This window comes from Neobacillus sp. BP17 (assembly GCF_059579525.1).
The window spans coordinates 3,197,666-3,217,229 of the sequence record NZ_CM184198.1 but is presented as its reverse complement, the minus strand read 5'-3'; the positions used below and the strand labels follow the sequence as shown (position 1 = coordinate 3,217,229).

Here is a 19,564-nt window from a genome sequence, read left to right as displayed (position 1 = left end):
GAAGGACGCAAAAGTAACAACACTGGTTAATACATGGAGGTGTAGGCATGGAAACAATCCAAAATATGTTTGAGCATTTACTTTGGTCTAATCAACGAATTCTTGAAACTTTGCAAAATATGGATAAGAAGAACGAACAGGTTATTAATTTATTCTCACATATTCTGTTTGCGGAGCAGGTGTGGTTTACTAGGTTAAAAGGGTTAGACAGTTCAAATTTGCCTATCTGGGCTGATGTTAGTATAGAATCATGTGTAGCATTGGCTAATCGAAATAATCAAAACTATAAAGAATTCCTTTTGGGTTTAACTGACTCTGGTCTCGAACAAATCGTTTCATACAGGAACAGTAAAGGCATAGAGTTTAAGAATTCGGTAAGAGACATCTTGACCCATGTTGCTTTACATGGTCAATATCACCGAGGACAGATCAATCAACTTTTAAGGGCCAATGATACCGAGCCTGTTATTTTAGACTATATTGTCTTTAGGAGATAGATGCTGGACTTAAAAAGGAGTGTTGCAAAGGTGTCAGGCACCATGAAACACTCCCTTTCATTTAAATTTTTCTATTCATTCACCAAGTCATTCTTTTTTAGTCTCCATTTCCACAAGCTTAGTCTTTAATTCTCTTAAAATAAGATAAAGCACCCACGGGATACCGACTATTAGAAAACCAATGAGAAGGATGGGCTCCCATTCCAAAACGGCAGCACCCTTTCCTGTTTTAGCATATACCACTTGCGCTATGGTCCAGATAACGACCCCGAGATAGAGAAAAAGGAGTCCCGGTTGATTTGGTCCAATCGATTTTTCCCCTCTAATTTTTTCTTCAGACGTAATGATATCCCAAAGCATGGCAATCATTAAGATCGCTAAATTCACAGAGCTCATCACTCCGTCTGGGAATAATCCATCCCAAATATTATGGAGAAACATGATTACGACTACTATCCAAGGTAGAATTTGGATCCACCATTTCTGTTTAGGTCGTAGGAAAAACTGATGGATGGCTAAATAGGTTAATATTTGAAATACGGTATAGATCTCGGCAATGGCGACCTGATTTTTCAATAATTGATCTACTATAAAACAACAACTCAAAAATAAAGAAAACTTTAAAGCTGTCGAAACAAGAGGAGATTCTTTTTGATGGTATAGTAACCAACTGCTCCAGAGGATGAAGAGGAAAGCGGTAATCCCATCCAACCCCCATAGTGTTAAACCATCAAATGTAAAGCCGAAAAAAAGGTTTGATAGTCTTGGAAGACCACTAGTCAATAGCACCCATACTCCCATTAAGGCAACAAAAAAGGAAAAAGGACGTCTTTTGGGGAAAAATGAAAGGAACCCAGCAATGACAAGGGTGATTGGACCGATGGCAGCCGCTAAGATAGTGGAAGCCGAATCAATTGACAGCTGGACACCGAACATGATTAAGATTGTTGCAACACCAAGTGGAATCGGCTGGATAAGAGCTGTTAAGCCTAGCCAGTGTGTAAACTTAGGTTTGTATTCGAACAGCCATTTGGAGGTAAACCTAGCTATACACAGGAAAAATGCAAGAAAAATAAGGGATGCAATTAAACTACTGATGGAGTGCCATTCAATTTTCCACAAATTGAAACCCAGTTTTACCACGGAAGTTGATAGCAAGGTAATTAGTACTACTTTGTATCCACGCTGGCTAAGAAACGAGGTCATTCTCTCCACGATTTTATCAGTTACATTAGCCAAATCCACTCCAGAAATTAATAACAGCGACATGGGAAGGAAAGAGACCAAGGCAATTAACTGAGCAATTCCGTAATAAACGGTCACTGTGAACCCCAAACCGGACAGATGAAATCCAAATGCAAACACGATCCCCCATATGGAAAATATGGTAATGAAAATGATTATTATATCTTTTAAGGTTGGATGATTCGGTATTGGGAATGATCCCCTTAAAAGTACATATCCGATAATGAATAAGACTGGCAGGAGGATGTATCCTGCTGCAGAAAGCATCCAACTGAATGTGCAGAGTAAACTGGCGACGAGTATCGTTATAAGAAATCGAAACCAAAACTTACCATGAGTGGCACCTATTAACACAAATGAGAGTGCGCTTATTAAAAGTAAAGCAATAAAAAGGATGATGAATGGGGGATGACTGAAAACTTCGTTCCATTCTGCGATGGAATTTTGATTTTTCACTAATCCTGACAATGTGGGGACAACCATTGCCATTCCCACTAGGAAGAGCCCGTAGAGGAAGAAAATTCTGTGGTGCGGCTGCAAGCCTGAACATAAATCGGGACGAGAGGTATTCTTCTTATCTGCACTATTAGACATGTGACTCTGTTAACCTCCCTTATTGTTCGTAAATGTTTTTGTGTAAATATAATATGCTTGTTCAATTCAATGGACACAATAATATTCTTTTTAGAAGGTATGAAGAAGGCTTTAGAATGAAATTACGAAAGTAAAAGCGTTTGCATTGGTTGCTTACTGATTAATATCAGGAAATACTATTGTAATATATCTAAATATTCACTATAATACTATTAGTTCTAAAATAGTTCAGTGGATAAAGAGAGAGAATATAAACACCTAAATGGACTATGAATTTGAAATTATCATAAACTAGTGGGGGGAATTCTATGAAAAGTCTAGTGAACAAGTGGAATCAAATTAGTTTGGTAAAGCAAATAATTATCGGTTTGATTATTGGCATTATTCTAGCTGTTACGGTTCCAGCAGTAGCAAAGCCTGTTGTCATTTTAGGTTCTTTGTTTGTGGGTGCCCTGAAAGCAATCGCACCAGTACTTGTGCTCTTCTTGGTAATGTCAGCCATCGCTCAGCATAAGAGTGGTCACAAAACAAATATGAAATCAATTATTTTTCTTTATCTTTTAGGTACCTTTTTAGCTGGATTAGTAGCGGTTATTGTCAGCTTCATTTTTCCTGTCAGCTTAACACTTGCAACCGGTTCGGAGGAATTAGCAGCTCCAGGCGGTGTGGTAGAGGTTCTCAAAACATTATTGTTAAACGTAGTAGATAACCCAGTTAAAGCTATTTACAATGCGAACTATATTGGTATTTTAGCTTGGGCTGTACTCCTTGGTTTTGCGTTAAAAAATGCTCCAGATACAACCAAAACAATGATTTCTAATTTTTCAGATGCGGTGTCCAAACTGGTTACATGGGTAATCAAGTTTGCTCCATTTGGAATCATGGGCCTTGTTATTGAATCTATTACAACTAACGGAGTCTCGTCATTGCTGAGTTACGGGAAATTGCTTGCCGTTTTGCTTGGCTGTATGGTATTTGTGGCGCTAGTTGTTAATCCAATCATTGTGTTCGCTGCAACTCGTCAAAACCCATACCCGCTTGTATTTATGTGTTTAAAGGAAAGTGGGATTACAGCATTCTTCACACGCAGTTCCGCTTCAAATATTCCGGTCAATATGAAATTATGTGAAAAACTAGGTTTGGATAAGGATACTTATTCCGTATCGATTCCTTTAGGTGCAACTATCAATATGGCGGGGGCAGCTGTTACCATTTCTGTATTGACACTTGCAGCGGTCAATACATTAAATATTGAAGTGGACATTCCGACAGCCATTATCCTAAGCGTTCTGTCAGCGGTCTGCGCTTGTGGTGCATCAGGTGTTGCGGGTGGTTCTTTATTACTGATTCCGCTTGCATGCAGTTTATTTGGAATTCCGATGGATGTTGCTATGAAGGTAGTTGGCGTTGGCTTTATCATTGGTGTTTTACAAGATTCTTTTGAAACTGCATTAAATTCATCTACAGACGTACTTTTCACTGCTGCGGCAGAATTTAATGAAAAACGTAAACAAGGAAAAAGTATTACTATTCAAAAAGCTTCATAAGCAGTAAATCAATAGGTTGAATTCAAAACAGTTGTTAGAGAGCTCTCTAACAGCTGTTTTTTTGTATTAGCTAAAATGCGATAGACTGCTTAGGTGATAAACTGAAAATAATATACATACATCTGCATAAATATGAATACGAGATTTGCTAGACTTCATGAGAATATTAGATTTAATCAGGCATTTTTTGAAAACGCTTACCAAAATTTCAGAATAAATATTCAAAAAATTTACCTAAAAAGATTGTCAAACTATTCTTTTTTTATTATAATCAGTTTATATTAATCGATGTAATAAAATATAACATGAAATTGCGAGGTAAAGTGACATGACAAAAACATTAATTTCAAACACTTCAGGTACTGCCACAACTCTTGAACAAATTAAAGAAATCATTAACGAAAAAAGTGTTGAACTATTACACTTGCAATTTGTCGATATCGAAGGAATCTTAAAGCACGTTACGGTAACTATTGAGCAATTGGAAGATGTCGTCGAAGGTAAAATGATGTTTGATGGCTCTTCAATCAAAGGTTTCTCACCTATTAACAAATCGGATCTTTATTTACAGCCTGATTTAGCTACTTTTGCGGTTCTTCCTTGGACAGTTGAAAACGGATATTCGGAAGCTAGATTCCTATGTTCTGTTAAGAACCCAGATGGTTCCTTGTTTGAAGGAGACACAAGAAATGTTTTAAAGAAAACAGTGGATCGCGCCGAGAAACATGGATACACGATTTCAGTGGGTCCAGAGTTAGAATTTTTCCTTTTTAAAACAGATGAAAATGGTTATGCAACACAAGAACTTGGTGATAAAGCCGGTTATTTCGAGCCATCTCCACATGACCTTGGCGAGCGCGTTCGTTTAGAAATTTACCGTGCCTTAAAAGCAATGGGCTTCACCATTGAGGCTTCTCACCATGAAGTAGCTGAAGGGCAACATGAAATTAACTTTAAATATGCAGATGTATTAACGGCTGCTGACCTTTCCACTACATATAAATGGGTCGTGAAGACAGTAGCGAAGAAATTCGGATTACACGCAACCTTTATGCCGAAGCCAGTATTCGGAATCAATGGTTCTGGTATGCATGTTAACATGTCCTTCTTTGAAGGTAGCGAAAATGCCTTCTTTGATCCATCCGATGAGTTACAATTATCTGAAAAAGCTTATCAATTCATTGCGGGTGTTCTAGAAAATGTGAAGAGCTTTACGGCAGTAACAAACCCGCTAGTAAACTCTTATAAGCGATTAGTGCCTGGTTATGAAGCTCCTTGTTATCTTGCTTGGTCTGCGTCAAACCGTTCAGCGTTAATTCGTATTCCAGCGAAAAAAGGTCTTGCGACACGTGTTGAATTACGTTGCCCAGATCCATCAGCCAACCCTTACTTAACATTTGCAGTGATTGCTTCTGCGGGTCTGGATGGAATCGAAAAAGGACTAGAAGCACCAGCTCCAATTAATGAAGATATCTTCCATATGACAGAAGAAGAAAGAGCCTTCCGTGGCATCGATAGCCTGCCTGGAAGTTTAGCAGAGTCAATTAAAGAATTAGAATCAGGAGACATTGCCGCCAATACACTAGGTGAGCACGTATACAATGAGTATGTTTCGATGAAGAAAGCAGAATGGGACAGCTACCGTACAGCGGTTCATGCATGGGAAATCGATAACTATCATTCTAAATTCTAATTTAAAAAGCGGGCACCAGGGCATTAAACAACCCTAGTTGCCCGTTTTTTTATGGAAGTAACTGTAAAGGACAGCCTCTAATTGAGGCTGCCCTTATATATAAATCCAAATTGGCTTAATTCTGCTTGCTATTTCACTTAATGTGATGCCATGCCCTCCTAAATACGTATAATCCAAAGATAAGGAATGCAAGGAAGCCAATTACAATGATAAGGAATTTTAGAACGGTAACAATTAAACCAACTAGACCGATAACTCCAAGCAAAGAAGTCACCCACAATAATCCAAACAATAGCCAAATGGCACCTGTTAAAAATCCAAGAAAAATTCCAAAAATGCCACAGGAACAATGGTTAGAACCCATCTGATTTCACCCCCTGTCCTTGTTTGTTCACCAACATTGTATGCGGTTTCTATTGAAGATGTTTTATGAAAATAGAAAAAAGGCGAAAGACCTAAACATGATTTTTTGATAAAAACACGAACAATAATTAAAAAATATAATTTATATTTCGTATTTAAATTGAAATTTTCGCTTGAAATACATAAAATTGTAGGTTAATATAGTCAAATAACAAACAATACACGTGAAGTGGAAGTTGATTAAAAGATTAATATGAATTTGATATCTAGATAAATATTATGTGAAACGGGGATGAAGGGTCAGATGAAGAATCGATGGCTTATAGCTCTTTCGGCAGTTGGAATACATATTTCGATAGGATCGGTTTATGCTTGGAGTGTATTTACAAACCCATTACAGCAGCAAATGGGCTGGGGATTAAAACAGATTTCATTTACATTTAGCTTAGCCATATTATTTTTAGGATTATCCGCTGCCTTTTTAGGCCACTTTGTTGAGAAATTCGGACCTAGAGTTTCCGGAACACTAAGTTCCGTATTTTTTGGAATCGGTGTTGCCGGTGCTGGGGCAGCGGTACACTTTGAATCGTTACTATTACTCTATTTATTTTATGGGGTTATTGCGGGTATTGGCTTAGGGGTTGGCTATATTACACCAGTTTCCACCTTGGTAAAATGGTTCCCTGATCGAAGAGGATTGGCAACAGGACTAGCTATAATGGGGTTTGGCTTTGCATCAATGATTAGCAGTCCAATAATGAATCACTTAATCCAAACTTACGGCATTTCCAACACCTTTTATATTCTTGGTGGAACATATTTTCTAGTCATTTTTTGTTCCGCTCAGTACCTTGCTCCGCCAGTAGCAGGTTGGGTACCTAAAGGTTTTGATTCAACGGTTGAAACTTCAGGGAATAAAAGGATAAAAAAGGATCTTAGACAATTAACGGCAAATGAAGCGGTAAAAACAAGACAATTTTGGGCGTTGTGGATCATGCTTTTTATCAACATAACCTGTGGGATTGCCATTCTTTCCGTTGCATCGCCTATGGCACAAGAGTTGGTTGGTATAACAGCGGCATCTGCTGCGACAATGGTAGGAATTATGGGGTTATTTAATGGTTCCGGACGTATTCTTTGGGCAACTATTTCTGATTACATTGGCCGACCAAATGTGTATACTCTATTTTTTGCTTTCCAAATTGTTGCCTTCTTTGTTTTACCGAACATTACAGTGGGTATTCTGTTTTCAATCATTGTTTATTTGATCATGACCTGTTATGGGGGAGGATTCTCTTCGATACCAGCCTATATAGGCGACCTATTCGGAACGAAGCAGTTAGGCGCCATTCACGGCTATATTTTGACAGCCTGGGCAGCAGCCGGTTTAGTCGGTCCGATATTCGTTTCATGGATTCGAGAAACAACCGGAAGCTACCAAGGAACACTTCTTGTATTTTCGGGGTTGTTTATCATTGCATTAGCGATTTCACTATTGATAAGAGTAGATATTAAAAAGTTGCGGGCTTTGAATGAGACTCCGGTGGTAAATAAAATGGATAATTTGAAGAGTAGCTGATTAGAAGGATAAATGGGACCTGGTTCTTTCATATTGAACCAGGTCCTAACTACTTTATATGAACCTGCTATTATTAACTTTTGGTGCCTGACACCCTATTTGCGGGACGATGTCCCATAAAAATTCATTTTGAAAAGGTCTTTTTCAATACCTGTTTGATAATTCGAGGGCTCATTAAGATGGTCATCGGACGAATTAGGTTCATGACTTTGATGAACGAATTATATATTTCTTGATTTTCCGATGATAAGAGGAAAATCTTTTTGGCGTACCATTGCTGAATGGAAAGACCTGCAGGTTTTTTCCCAATGGTCTCGGGATAGCGAAAATCTTCTGTAATCACCATATTCCAAATAGGGGCGATGATTTTAGCTTCTTGTTTATGGAAATTAGTAGTGACTTTTAGAAGATCATGAATTTCATTTTGAAGGAGTTCTTGCAGTTTAAGTGCCTCTAAAACAGCGATACTCATACCTTGACCAAAAACAGGATCAATTCTGCAAACCGTATCACCTATCAATAACAGTCCGCCGGGCAAATTCTTTACCCTATTAAATTGTTTCCAAACGATATGTGGTACACGATAGACCGAGGTTCCGGAAAGAGGAACTGCATCCTTTATTTCATGGTAGATATCTAATTTAGGTAATTTTTTTGTTAGCTCCGTAAAGCCGTTATCATTTTTTATTACCTCTTTTTCATTTACTTCATTATGATAGCCATTTAGTGTGACAATATAACGATTTCCCTCTACCTTTGAGATGGTCCCACCTATTTTTTCATGTGGAGGGTTTGGATAAACGATTTTTATTGCCCAATCCCTTTCATCGTTCTCGGGCAGTTGAAAAGATTTAGTAACGTAATTTAACCCAATTTTCACTCTTTGTTCAGGGATAGAAACACCACGTTTGTTTAGCCAACTACTAGAGAGACTGCTCACTCCACTTGCATCAATAACAAGGTTCGCTGTTAGATTTTTTTCTGTCCCACTGTTATCGATAAGAACGACTCCTGTAATTTGATTCTTTTCCTCATTATAAATATAGTTTTCAACCGTGTGATTATATAGAAAGGTTACGTTCGGTATAGCTTTTATGTAGTGGTCTATATGCCACTCTAAATGTGGGCGCGTTTGCAGAGTTGTTGTGTATCCTCCATTAAAACGTAATTTCCAGACACCATGGTGGAACCATGCTAGATCCTGCGTAGAGTTTATTTTCACTGCACCACTTGAGTGGAATTTCTTTGTTATACCTGGAAACAACGCCTCGAGACCATGCTCACCAGCTTGGAGGAGCGCATGTAAATGTTCACCTTGTGGGGCACCTTTTCTTGGAAATGGTCCCTGCGGTTCGTAATCACGTTCGATAATCATTACCTCTTTGAAAAAATCAGACACAACACGTGCTGCTAATTTCCCTGAGATGCCTCCGCCAATAATTATTGCTCTTTCAAATTTGGACAAGGGGTGATAAGCCTCCTATTAATAATTTACCTACAATATAATAGCATACAACTCTCATAGACTGTATTGCCAAGAATTAAATAGTGTTAATCAATGACTAAATACTCCTCTTCACATGAAAATACTTTCCGAACGCGATATTTGTGATATATTTCACAAATTGTTCAATTCTAAGATGGTTTTAGATTGGAGGAATACGGTATATTATCACTATATTCATGTTGTTTATATTCACTAGGGGGCTTACAGATGATGAAAAAGATATTTCAGATACTATTAACATTAGGGCTTATTATGACACCAATTTTTGCGCAAGCACATGTGAAATGGTTCACAAATGTGGAGCCACATAAGGAGTCCATTGAAAATATATTATCACCAATGTTTTTACTTTTAACTCTTGTGGCTGCTGTTGTATTAGCTACATTAACACTGATCATTCCGAAAATGGCTAAATGGGGAACAGTGAAAAAAATGGAGGATCGTCTCTCCAGTTTAAGAAAGTATTCTAGGTATTTATTAAAATATGGAACCGCCGTTTCGCTGATGATACAAATGGTGAATGGAACTCTATTTGCTCCAGAGTTTCATGTTAATAGTACAATTATTACAGTATTAGCATGGGTGACAATCGGTTTCTTATTGATACCTCATCATATTTCTACAAAAATTGGTGCTTCGATATTATTAGGATTATTTATTTATGTAACCATCCATCATAGTGTTTTCTATATGTTAGATTACGGATTTTACGTAGCCATTATTGGTGTATTGTTGGTAGGAAATACAAGACTAGAGCAAGCCGGATTCCCATTTCTGTATTTAGGGACAGGATTATCGCTTAGTTGGGTAGCGGTTGAAAAATGGGTTTATCCAAGTATGGCTTTAGATATTGTCGCAAACCACCATGTGCCAACATTTGGCTTTGAACCCAGTTTATTTGTTGTTATGGCAGCATTTATTGAATTTGTCGTCGGTTATTTATTAGTGGTCGGAGTTTTAAATCGTGTATTAGGTTTTGTGGTTACAGCTATTTTCATCTCCACCACCATGCTCTTTGGAATGACAGAAGTCATCGGTCATTTCATGATTCACATTGTGTTAATTATCTTCATTATTGAAGGTGTTTCATTCTATAACCCACCAATAAAAATGCATAGAACGAAAACAGATCAATTTATCTTTGTGTTTTTAAACTTCATTTTTGTACTAGCAACTTTATTATTAGTTTACTATCGTTTCGCATAACACTTATATAGTTGTTTTCGATTTTTACAAATTTAAAGGAAGAAGTGGGGCAGGGCTGCTGATAAACATTGTCAACAGCTCTGGTGCTCGCCTTTTTTTTATGCCTACTTATTCATGGACAATTTTTCAAACCAATTTTAAAGGAAAAGGTAACGAATCGTTCTGATCGCCTACGTTCTATGATGGTGAGTCTACGGAATTCAAAAGTGGTGCCTGACACTTTTTCTCTAATTGTGTTTTAATATTAATAGAGGAAAAAAGTTTCCATGAATGAAATGCAAACCAATATTAATAGAAGAAAAGAGGATTTCTATGAAATTAAACACAAAACTATGTGCAATTCTAGATATAGATTATCCGATTATTCAAGCTGGAATGGCGGGAGGGCCTACGACCGTGGATCTTGTTGCTAATGTATCGAACGCTGGGGCATTAGGGACGTTGGGCGCAGCCTATATGAAACCAGAAGAAATTAGAGTGGCCATTAAAGAAATTAAGAAACGAACAACCAAGCCATTTGCCGTTAATTTGTTTTGTACAAATCTGACCGATCATTATGAAGGTGTGGAAGAGTCACAGAAAGTCCTTAATAAAATAAGGAAAGAGTTAGGTATGGAGCCGGCAAACCACCAAGTGAAAACAAATAACTTTTTTGACGAACAATTTGCTGTATTAATAGAAGAAAAAGTTCCTGTCATTTCCACAGCATTCGGGGTCCTTCCGGAAGATAAAATGGCAATCGTCAAGCAACAAAATATCACTATCACTACCATGGTAACAACCGTTCAAGAAGCGCTGCTCGCTGAGGAAAATGGAGCAGATATTATCATTGCCCAGGGTAGTGATGCTGGAGGTCATCGAGGGACATTTGAAATTGAAAAAAACACCCATGGTGCAACAGTCGGAACTTTTTCGCTAGTCCCACAGATCGTTGATGCAGTTTCAGTGCCTGTTGTCGCTGCTGGTGGCATTATGGATAGCCGCGGTTTGGTGGCTGCCTTAGCTTTGGGTGCACAGGGAGTTCAAATGGGAACCGCTTTCTTAACAACGATTGAGTCAGGTGCTCACCGTGTGTATAAAGAGGCACTTATCCATAGCACGGAGGAAAGTACAGTGATTACGAAAGTCTTTTCAGGTCGTCCGGCAAGGGGAATTAAAAATGCTTTTATTCAAGCTTACGATGATGCCAAGATTTCCCCCGCCGATTTCCCAACACAAAATACTATGGCGAATGATATCCGTAGACAGGGAGCCCTTCTAAATAATCCTGACTATATAGCACTATGGGCAGGACAGGCGACAAGACTTTTACAATACGAAATTCCTGCAAGCAAAGTTATCCATGATGTAGTTACAGGGGCAAAACAGTTACTATCCACTAATGAATCTATGAGTAATCAATAATAGTCCCCGAAATATTGCAGATATGAATGAGTGCGTGAAACCTTTCGCGCGTTTTTGGGATGTTCCGTGAATACGATTCATTCTTTTTACAAAAAATTAACCTAATCATTTCAAGATACTGGAAAACGTAAGTTAGGAGAAATACAGAATGAATCTTTTTGTAAATCCACCAGCACTTTTGGTTTTAGACGTTCAAGATGGGTTTGATGATCCGTACTGGGGTAAGCGGAACAATCTCGAGGCGGAGGAAAATATTTTACAATTGCTTACCGAATGGCGCAGACGGAAATGGCCGGTTATCTATTCTCAACATTTATCCCTTTTGCCTCATTCACCGCTCTATTATAAAAATAAAAACGGGACAAAATTTAAGGAGATAATTCGTCCAAAAGCTAATGAAAAAGTCTTTCAAAAAAATGTAAATAGTGCGTTTATTGGCACGGAATTAGAAACTTATTTACGTGATCAGCAAATTAAATCGGTAATAATCACTGGCCTGTCGACCCAACATTGCGTATCCACCACCACTCGGATGAGTGGGAATTTTGGTTTCGATACCTTCCAAATCGAGGATGCGATCGCTGCATTTGAACTTATAGACCATAAAGGAATAAAACACTCTGCCGAGGATGTACAAACATTTGAACTTGCCACTTTGCATCATGAATTTGCAACCATTATGACAACAGCTAATATACTGACTAAATTAACTAACTCAAACGAGTGACGTAGAAAAACACAAGGATTTCCGATTAAAAGTTACCTCTTTGGTGTATTTCCTACCACTATGTTGATTAATATAGTAAAATAAGATGGATCGATAATTAGTAAAATTAGAAATTCAAACGTGTGGAGGATCTAAGGTGACATATCAACAAAATAAACGATTTAAATTGTTCTCATTGAATTCCAATCAAAAGCTAGCAACAGAGATGGCAGAGCTCTTAGGATGCGATTTAGGAAACAGTTCTGTATCTCATTTCAGTGATGGAGAGATTCAGATTCATATTGAAGAAAGTGTTCGTGGCAGTGAGGTCTATGTTGTACAATCCACATCTTACCCTGTCAATGATAATATTTTGGAGCTCCTCATCATGATTGATGCTCTAAAAAGAGCTTCAGCTAGTATTATTAATGTGGTCATTCCATACTATGGATATGGACGACAAGACAGAAAGGCACGTTCACGGGAGCCGATTACAGCGAAACTAGTAGCGAACCTTTTAGAAACGACTGGAGCAAGTCGAATTCTTACAATGGACCTCCATACATCACAAATTCAAGGTTTCTTTGATATCCCCGTAGAACATCTCTATGGTGTTCCAATCCTTGGACAGTATTTTAAGGAACAAGGTTTAGAAGATATTGTTATTGTCGCGCCACATAATGGCAGTATTGGTCGAGCAAGAAAAGTGGCCAACCTATTACACGTTCCACTTGCCCTAATCGATAAAAGAAGATTTGAAGAAAATGGTCCCCAAACCATAAATGTTATTGGTAATGTCGAGGGCAAAAATGCCATAATTATTGATGATATGATTGATACCGGTGCAACCATTTCTTTAGCAGCTAAAGCTCTAGAAGAAAATGGGGCAAAAGCAATTTATGCCGGTTGTACGCATCCTGTTTTTACAGACCGAGCGATTGAAAAAATAGAATCGTCACCAATTAAGGAATTAGTCGTGACAAATACTATTGAATTGTCGGAAGATAAAATCAGTAGTAAAATTAAAACGATTTCTGTTGCGCCTCTTCTTGTTGAAGCAATCGACCGGATCCATAATGAAAAAGCAGTAAGTCCTTTATTTGAATAAGTGATTCTACGAAGCCAACTATTTCTTATAGTTGGCTTTTTGGGGTTTGGTTAAGACTAGATAATAGGCCTTAGTATTAACCGAGGCGAAATAATTTACATAGTTTAAGAAAGTGATATGATTATAAGAGTGAATATTACTCAATATCTAGTGTTATAACCAGGTACTAACCAGGAAGATCAAACGAGATTTGATAACCCCCAAATCTAAACTACCAAGAATGGAGATTGACAATTGTGGATATGAAATCATTTATTGCACCAGAACACTTCAATTTAGCAAGTGAAATTTCTAAACATTACTCCGAAAAAATCGCTTTACGATGGCAAAATGAACTAGGAGAAACGAAAACGATTTCTTATGCTCAGTTAATCACAAAAGCTAATAAATTGGCAAATGGATTAACGAAATTAGGACTAGAGAAGGGTGACAGGGTTGTTGTCATGAGCACTCGCCTCATTGAATCCTATGTTATTTATTTAGCCTGTTTAAAAGCAGGATTAGTCATTAGCCCTTCTTCAGAACTTTTACGAGCAAAGGATTTACTGTATCGCTTAAATCATTCGGAAGCGAAAGCTGTCATTTCTTATTCTGAGTTAATTGAAGAATTTGAAAATATTAAAGAGGATACTCCTTTTTTACAATATAAGATTGCATTTGGTCAGGAAGTTCCAAATTGGCTTTCCTTAGAAGATTTAGCAGCTGAGGAATCAGAAATTTTCAACGATGTCGATACCCTGAGTGACGATTTTGCCTTTTTAGCTTATACATCAGGGACAACCGGTCAGCCAAAAGGTGTTGTTCACAGCCATGGCTGGGGTTATGCTCATTTAAGAATTGCGGCTTCCAGATGGCTGAATATTAGTGAGGACGATCTGGTTTGGGCTACGGCTTCCCCGGGGTGGCAAAAATGGGTTTGGAGTCCGTTCTTATCGATTCTTGGTTCAGGAGCCACAGGGTTTATCTATCATGGAAGGTTTAATCCGCACAAATATTTACGTCTTCTTCAAGATCAACAGGTAAATGTATTATGCTGTACACCTACCGAATACCGGATGATGGCTAAATTAGATGATCTTTCCAACTTCGATCTATCCCATTTGCATACGGCTGTATCTGCAGGGGAGGCGCTAAATCGTGAAGTCATCGATGTGTTTAAAGAACAATTCAAGATTCTGATACGCGATGGCTACGGACAGACAGAAAGTACATTATTGATAGCGAACTTAAATGTTAATGAGAAAAAATTAGGTTCCATGGGGCAGCCGTTGTTAGATGAATTTATTGCTGTTGTTGATGAAAACGGCCATCCGGCACCAATCAACCAAGTCGGAACGATTGCCATTCGAAGCGATTTTCCGGCTTTATTTAAACAGTATTATAAAAATCCGGTAACCACGGCTTCATCTTATCAAGGTCAATATTTTCTAACTGGTGACCGTGCATTGAAAGACGAGGATAATTATTATTGGTTCCAAGGACGAAAAGACGATGTCATTATCAGCTCTGGATATACGATTGGACCATTTGAAGTAGAAGATGCATTAATGAAACATAAATCGGTTAAGGAATGTGCGGTAGTCGCTTTACCGGACCCAATCAGAGGAAACGTTGTTAAAGCATTTGTTGTGTTGAAAGATGGTATTCTTGGAACAGTGGAGTTATCAAAAGAGTTACAGGGATTTGTAAAGAAATTAACTGCTCCTTATAAATATCCAAGGGTGATTGAGTATATCGACACACTACCTAAAACGGATTCGGGAAAAATTCGTCGTGTAGAACTGCGAACACAACGATAAATGGACATTTCTGACAGAAGATAAAAACCTTTACTCACTTCCAAATCGTGGTATAATAAGCCGTATTAAAATACGGTCGGTACGTTTCCAAAAATCCCATTAAAGAAGTGTTGCGTAGTGAATAAATTAGAACTGAATATTAGGCACAGAGCGGTTCCTTTGTTAGATAAGTATTTTTCTGGCGAGTCGATAGGTTACAAGAAAATATTTGCGATCATCCTGCCCATATTCGTAGACCAGGCCTTTTTAATTATCATGAGTTTATTAAACACAGCGATGATTAGTTCTGCTGGAGTGGCAGCGGTTAGTGCTGTGAGTATGGTAGATTCATTGAATATTTTCCTAGCCAATGTCTTTATAGCGGTCGCAACAGGAGGGACCGTGATTGTAGCCCAATATAAAGGGAGCGGGAATGGGGAGATGGTGTCCAAAACGGCGACACAAGCGATCACTGCCGTAACCCTATTTTCAGTCCTAATCAGTACTTTAGTTATCATTTTTCATACGGCAACCTTAAACCTATTATTTGGTAAAGCGGAAGCGGATGTATTTCAAAATGCTCGAATTTATCTTATCGGCAGCTGTCTTTCTTATCCATTCATCGCGATCTTTCAAGCGGTGACTGGCGCGTTAAGAGGTGTGGGGGAGACGAAACCCTGTTTGAATTTATCGCTAGTAATGAATTTAACCAATACGATTCTAAATCTACTACTGATTACATTCTTTCACATGGGTGTGGAGGGTCTAGTGATTTCCACGCTTTTGGCGAGATTTTTAGGAATGGCCGCTGCCTTGGTTTATGTCTTAAAATACAATGAGACTATCCGTTTCAAGATAAAAAATGCGGTTAGAATTGACCTTTCTATTTTAAAAAAGGTCATGTTTATCGGGCTGCCTTTTGCCGCAGAACAAATCTTTTTCAATGGTGGAAAGCTGCTTACGCAAACATTTATTGTCCAATTAGGTACTCTTTCACTTACCGTTTTTGCAATTGCCAATGTGTTAATGATGGTATATCAAATTGGACCTAACTCTATTGGAATCGCCGTCGTCACCATTGTAGGGCAATGTATTGGGCGAAGGAATATTGCAGACGCGAGGAAATTTATCTTCTCGTTAATTGGTCTTTCCTCCATTATTTTTATCATCGCGGATTTCTTGCTATTGCCATTGTTTCCGTTGTTGATAAAAATGTTCAATCCACCGGAAGAAATTGTTCCTACGATTTTTACATTAGTATTAATAGCGGCCATTGCACAGCCAATCCTGTGGTCACCAAGTTTTATTATGCCATCAGCACTACGGGCAGCAGGGGATTCCAATTTTACTTCGATTGCTTCATTGCTCTCGATGTGGTTGCTGCGGGTTATCTTGGGATATGTTTTAGGAATTACTTTAGGCTTTGGGATTGTCGGTGTGTGGGTCGCGATGATTGTAGAATGGGGAACTCGCGGACTCATCTTTGGCTTACGGTTTAAAGGGAAAAAGTGGTATGCACATAAACTAGTTTAATATCGTAACTGATCCTCCTCAACCATTTTCAATTGAGGAGGTTTTTTCATATAATCATCATAGATACATCATTGGAGGAGGACCATCTTGGTGCAAACAGGAGTTATTTCACTGGGGGAAGCATTTGTAGACTTTATTTCAATGGATCAAACAAATACCATATACCAGCAGCTGTTGGGCGGAGCCACCGTAAATGTGGCAGTGGGGACGAAGAGACTTGGAATTCCTGCTTATTACTTATGTAAACTAGGGACCGATGAAGTTAGTCAATTTGTGGAACAAGAATTTATAAACGAGCAAATTGATACTTCATTTATTGTACGCACTTCGAGTAAGAGCATTTGTGGTGTAGATGTCCATATAAATGAAAACGGTGAGCGCTATTTCCATTCATACGTGAATCTTACTCCTGATGAGGTATTATTTGAAGACGAATTGCAAAAGGAAGTTTTTGAAAGAGCAAAGATTTTTTATTTTGGGTCTGGAACACTTTTTCATGAAAAAGCCCGGAAGACAACTGAAAGGGCACTGATATATGCTAAGGACGCTGGCAACATTATCGCCTTTGACGCCAACCTTCGTCTCAAGCGCTGGGAAAGCGAGGAGCATTGCCGCCAAACTGTTTCATCCTTCCTTAATTTTGCTCATATCGTGAAGCTTGCTGAAGACGAGTTGTATTTTTTAACCGAAACGGATTCATTAGATGCTGGAATCGATCAATTATCTAAATGGCAGATTCCTTACCTGTTTATCACGATGGGAAGCAAGGGGGCATGTGCAATTTTTAAGGGAAACAAAGTTTTTGTACCTGCACCGATCGTGGAAGCTATTGATACAACTGGTGCAGGTGATGCATTTATGTCAGCCCTTCTGTTTTGCTTTCATGAAAAAGGTCAGCCGAACAGTCTCTCTCAATTAAAAAAGTACCTTCAATTAGCGAATAAAGTTGGGGCTGCCGCGACAACGGTAAGGGGTTCGTTGTAGGAATTTTCAAAATAATGATTAACTAATGAGACCATCTAATGTATAATGTGTAAAACAACATTTAGAGAGGTTTTGTAACATGAACGCTTATATAAAAGATCAGATTGAATTATTTCAAGAAAAGAATAAGAACCGGGGTTGTCTATTAGTTAGCTGCCCTGACCAGCCCGGAATTGTTGCAGCGATTTCTAAATTTCTTTTCTCTTATAACGCAAACATTATTGAATCCAGCCAGTATTCCACCAATCCAGAGGGCGGTACTTTTTTCATCCGAATTGAATTTGAATGCCCGGGTTTAAAGGAAAAGGCGAAAGACATGGAGCGGAAGTTTGCTGATATTGGCGAGGAGTTCTCCATGGAATGGAACCTTACGCATGTTTATCATGTGAAAAAAGCGGCAATCTTTGTATCGAAAGAACTTCATTGTTTACTTGAGCTTTTATGGGAATGGCAAAGCGGTGATTTAATGGCTGATATTGCCCTTGTGATCAGTAATCATGAAACGGCAAGAGAGGTTGTTGAAGGGCTGAACATCCCGTTTTATTATGTTCCAGCCAATAAAGATATCCGTGGACAAGCCGAAGCCACCCAACTGAAACTTCTAAAAGAGTATGAGATTGATTTCGTGGTGTTGGCCCGCTATATGCAAATCTTATCTCCAACATTTGTTAAAGAAAATCCAAACAAAATCATTAATATTCATCATTCCTTTTTACCTGCCTTTGTTGGTGCAAGACCATATGAACGAGCATTTGGCCGCGGTGTGAAATTGATTGGCGCCACATCTCATTATGTGACAAATGACCTGGATGAAGGTCCTATTATCGAGCAGGATATCAGCCGAGTCGATCACCAGGATAATGTTGACAGCCTTAAAAAGATTGGTCGAAGAATTGAAAGAAGTGTTTTAGCACGTGCGGTGAAATGGCATATCGAAGACCGCATTATCGTTCATCAAAATAAAACGATTGTTTTCTAGTGAATCCCTCTGAAAGGGATTTTTTTTATTGGATTTTGAAAAAATGATTTATTCCAATTTTTCAATAAAAATCTTGAACTATTCGAAAGGCAGGTGAATATACATTTAAGAAAGAGCAGGGAGGGAAGAGACCTGAGTTTTCAAGCCGAACATTTGTCGGAGCCAAGAAGAAGAATCGTCCATGCGATAAAAACAAGTGGTGCTTCATCCATGAGTGAACTGGCCTCATTGTTAGATATGTCCGGTGAGGCCGTCCGTCAGCATCTCCTCCATTTAGAAAGAGATGGCTGGATTGTTAGGATTTCTGAAAAGCAAAATGGCATTGGGCGGCCTCATATCCGATATCAATTAACCTCTGCTGGTGAACATCTCTTTGATAAGAATTATGATCACTTAACGATTGAAGTTCTTGATACGATGGTCAAACATCTCGGAATGAGTGCTCTGAAAAATGTACTTGCCGCGATGGTTGAAGAAAGAGTTCGTGAATGGGAACCGAAATTGTTGGGGCTTAATATCAACGAAAGAATAAAGGTGCTTAAGGATTTTTACGTAAAAGATGACTCTTATATGGAAATAGACAAAAAGGGTAAGGATTATTACTTAATTGAACGGAATTGTCCCTTTCATAATGTTGCTCTTGAGCGTCCGATCTTGTGTAGTGTGACTGTTTCAGTACTTACCCGGTTGCTTGGATGCAAGGTGTACCGAGAACAACGCCTACAGAATGGTGATGGCTGCTGCGCCTTTCGAATTCAACAAAATGAGCAAGTGAATCATCCCACCCCTTGTTTAATCATCGAGGATGAGCCCTCCAAAACCATGTCAAAGGAATGAAGTG

The 19,564-nt window shown here is 38.5% G+C and carries 16 protein-coding genes; 13 read left to right on the top strand and 3 right to left on the bottom strand.

The genetic code is table 11. The features are described 5' to 3' along the window. Positions 1-47 precede the first annotated feature (47 nt). Positions 48-497: a DinB family protein gene (locus AC4QJR_RS15590; protein WP_496523413.1), complete on the top strand. Its 450-nt coding sequence runs from the start codon at positions 48-50 to the stop codon at positions 495-497. A gap of 87 nt (positions 498-584) precedes the next feature. On the opposite strand, the gene AC4QJR_RS15585 is transcribed toward AC4QJR_RS15590, so the two are convergent. Next, positions 585-2,336: a hypothetical protein gene (locus AC4QJR_RS15585; protein WP_496523412.1), complete on the bottom strand. Its 1,752-nt coding sequence runs from the start codon at positions 2,334-2,336 to the stop codon at positions 585-587. A gap of 308 nt (positions 2,337-2,644) precedes the next feature. Here AC4QJR_RS15585 and sstT point away from each other — a divergent pair, with 308 nt between their 5' ends. Together sstT and glnA are read left to right on the top strand one after the other, a co-directional pair. Next, on the top strand, positions 2,645-3,883 hold the full coding sequence (gene sstT, locus AC4QJR_RS15580; RefSeq protein ID WP_496523411.1) for a serine/threonine transporter SstT: 1,239 nt from the start codon (positions 2,645-2,647) through the stop codon (positions 3,881-3,883). 328 nt (positions 3,884-4,211) lie between these two features. Continuing rightward, on the top strand, positions 4,212-5,576 hold the full coding sequence (glnA, locus tag AC4QJR_RS15575; protein WP_496523410.1) for a type I glutamate--ammonia ligase: 1,365 nt from the start codon (positions 4,212-4,214) through the stop codon (positions 5,574-5,576). Positions 5,577-5,709: 133 nt separating this feature from the next. On the opposite strand, the gene AC4QJR_RS15570 is transcribed toward glnA, so the two are convergent. Further along, complete coding sequence (locus AC4QJR_RS15570) at positions 5,710-5,940, bottom strand: ABC transporter (RefSeq protein WP_098571874.1); 231 nt, start codon at positions 5,938-5,940, stop codon at positions 5,710-5,712. A 291-nt stretch (positions 5,941-6,231) separates the two neighbouring features. Here AC4QJR_RS15570 and AC4QJR_RS15565 point away from each other — a divergent pair, with 291 nt between their 5' ends. Next, positions 6,232-7,518, top strand: a complete 1,287-nt coding sequence (locus tag AC4QJR_RS15565; RefSeq protein WP_496523409.1) for an L-lactate MFS transporter — start codon at positions 6,232-6,234, stop codon at positions 7,516-7,518. A gap of 124 nt (positions 7,519-7,642) precedes the next feature. Here the strand turns inward: AC4QJR_RS15565 and AC4QJR_RS15560 are convergent, their stop codons facing one another. Next, positions 7,643-8,983: an NAD(P)/FAD-dependent oxidoreductase gene (locus AC4QJR_RS15560; RefSeq protein ID WP_496523408.1), complete on the bottom strand. Its 1,341-nt coding sequence runs from the start codon at positions 8,981-8,983 to the stop codon at positions 7,643-7,645. Positions 8,984-9,232: 249 nt separating this feature from the next. On the opposite strand from AC4QJR_RS15560, the gene AC4QJR_RS15555 reads away from it, so the two are divergent. From AC4QJR_RS15555 to AC4QJR_RS15515, 9 genes are all read left to right on the top strand, one after another. Continuing rightward, positions 9,233-10,231, top strand: coding sequence for a hypothetical protein (locus AC4QJR_RS15555; protein WP_496523407.1), 999 nt, complete (start codon positions 9,233-9,235; stop codon positions 10,229-10,231). 312 nt (positions 10,232-10,543) lie between these two features. After that, positions 10,544-11,635, top strand: a complete 1,092-nt coding sequence (locus AC4QJR_RS15550; protein ID WP_496523406.1) for an NAD(P)H-dependent flavin oxidoreductase — start codon at positions 10,544-10,546, stop codon at positions 11,633-11,635. A gap of 148 nt (positions 11,636-11,783) precedes the next feature. Beyond that, a complete protein-coding gene (locus AC4QJR_RS15545) occupies positions 11,784-12,362 on the top strand; it encodes a cysteine hydrolase family protein (RefSeq protein WP_496523405.1) in 579 nt (192 codons plus the stop codon). Positions 12,363-12,498: 136 nt separating this feature from the next. Further along, complete coding sequence (locus AC4QJR_RS15540) at positions 12,499-13,449, top strand: ribose-phosphate diphosphokinase (protein ID WP_098571879.1); 951 nt, start codon at positions 12,499-12,501, stop codon at positions 13,447-13,449. 242 nt (positions 13,450-13,691) lie between these two features. Then, complete coding sequence (locus tag AC4QJR_RS15535) at positions 13,692-15,248, top strand: acetate--CoA ligase (RefSeq protein WP_496526691.1); 1,557 nt, start codon at positions 13,692-13,694, stop codon at positions 15,246-15,248. Positions 15,249-15,365: 117 nt separating this feature from the next. Continuing rightward, a complete protein-coding gene (locus tag AC4QJR_RS15530; protein ID WP_496523404.1) occupies positions 15,366-16,760 on the top strand; it encodes an MATE family efflux transporter in 1,395 nt (464 codons plus the stop codon). A 90-nt stretch (positions 16,761-16,850) separates the two neighbouring features. Then, a complete protein-coding gene (locus tag AC4QJR_RS15525; protein WP_496526690.1) occupies positions 16,851-17,744 on the top strand; it encodes a carbohydrate kinase family protein in 894 nt (297 codons plus the stop codon). A gap of 79 nt (positions 17,745-17,823) precedes the next feature. Next, complete coding sequence (gene purU, locus AC4QJR_RS15520) at positions 17,824-18,723, top strand: formyltetrahydrofolate deformylase (protein ID WP_496523403.1); 900 nt, start codon at positions 17,824-17,826, stop codon at positions 18,721-18,723. A gap of 93 nt (positions 18,724-18,816) precedes the next feature. Next, on the top strand, positions 18,817-19,560 hold the full coding sequence (locus AC4QJR_RS15515; RefSeq protein ID WP_496523402.1) for a helix-turn-helix transcriptional regulator: 744 nt from the start codon (positions 18,817-18,819) through the stop codon (positions 19,558-19,560). Positions 19,561-19,564 lie beyond the last annotated feature (4 nt).

Coding starts and splice junctions, on each gene's coding strand:
- AC4QJR_RS15555 (WP_496523407.1), top strand. CDS start 9,233: ATGATGAAAAAGATATTTCAGATACTATTAACATTAGGGCTTATTATG.
- sstT (WP_496523411.1), top strand. CDS start 2,645: ATGAAAAGTCTAGTGAACAAGTGGAATCAAATTAGTTTGGTAAAGCAA.
- AC4QJR_RS15565 (WP_496523409.1), top strand. CDS start 6,232: ATGAAGGGTCAGATGAAGAATCGATGGCTTATAGCTCTTTCGGCAGTT.
- AC4QJR_RS15550 (WP_496523406.1), top strand. CDS start 10,544: ATGAAATTAAACACAAAACTATGTGCAATTCTAGATATAGATTATCCG.
- AC4QJR_RS15535 (WP_496526691.1), top strand. CDS start 13,692: ATGAAATCATTTATTGCACCAGAACACTTCAATTTAGCAAGTGAAATT.
- AC4QJR_RS15590 (WP_496523413.1), top strand. CDS start 48: ATGGAAACAATCCAAAATATGTTTGAGCATTTACTTTGGTCTAATCAA.
- AC4QJR_RS15585 (WP_496523412.1), bottom strand. CDS start 2,336: ATGTCTAATAGTGCAGATAAGAAGAATACCTCTCGTCCCGATTTATGT.
- glnA (WP_496523410.1), top strand. CDS start 4,212: ATGACAAAAACATTAATTTCAAACACTTCAGGTACTGCCACAACTCTT.
- AC4QJR_RS15545 (WP_496523405.1), top strand. CDS start 11,784: ATGAATCTTTTTGTAAATCCACCAGCACTTTTGGTTTTAGACGTTCAA.
- purU (WP_496523403.1), top strand. CDS start 17,824: ATGAACGCTTATATAAAAGATCAGATTGAATTATTTCAAGAAAAGAAT.
- AC4QJR_RS15570 (WP_098571874.1), bottom strand. CDS start 5,940: ATGGGTTCTAACCATTGTTCCTGTGGCATTTTTGGAATTTTTCTTGGA.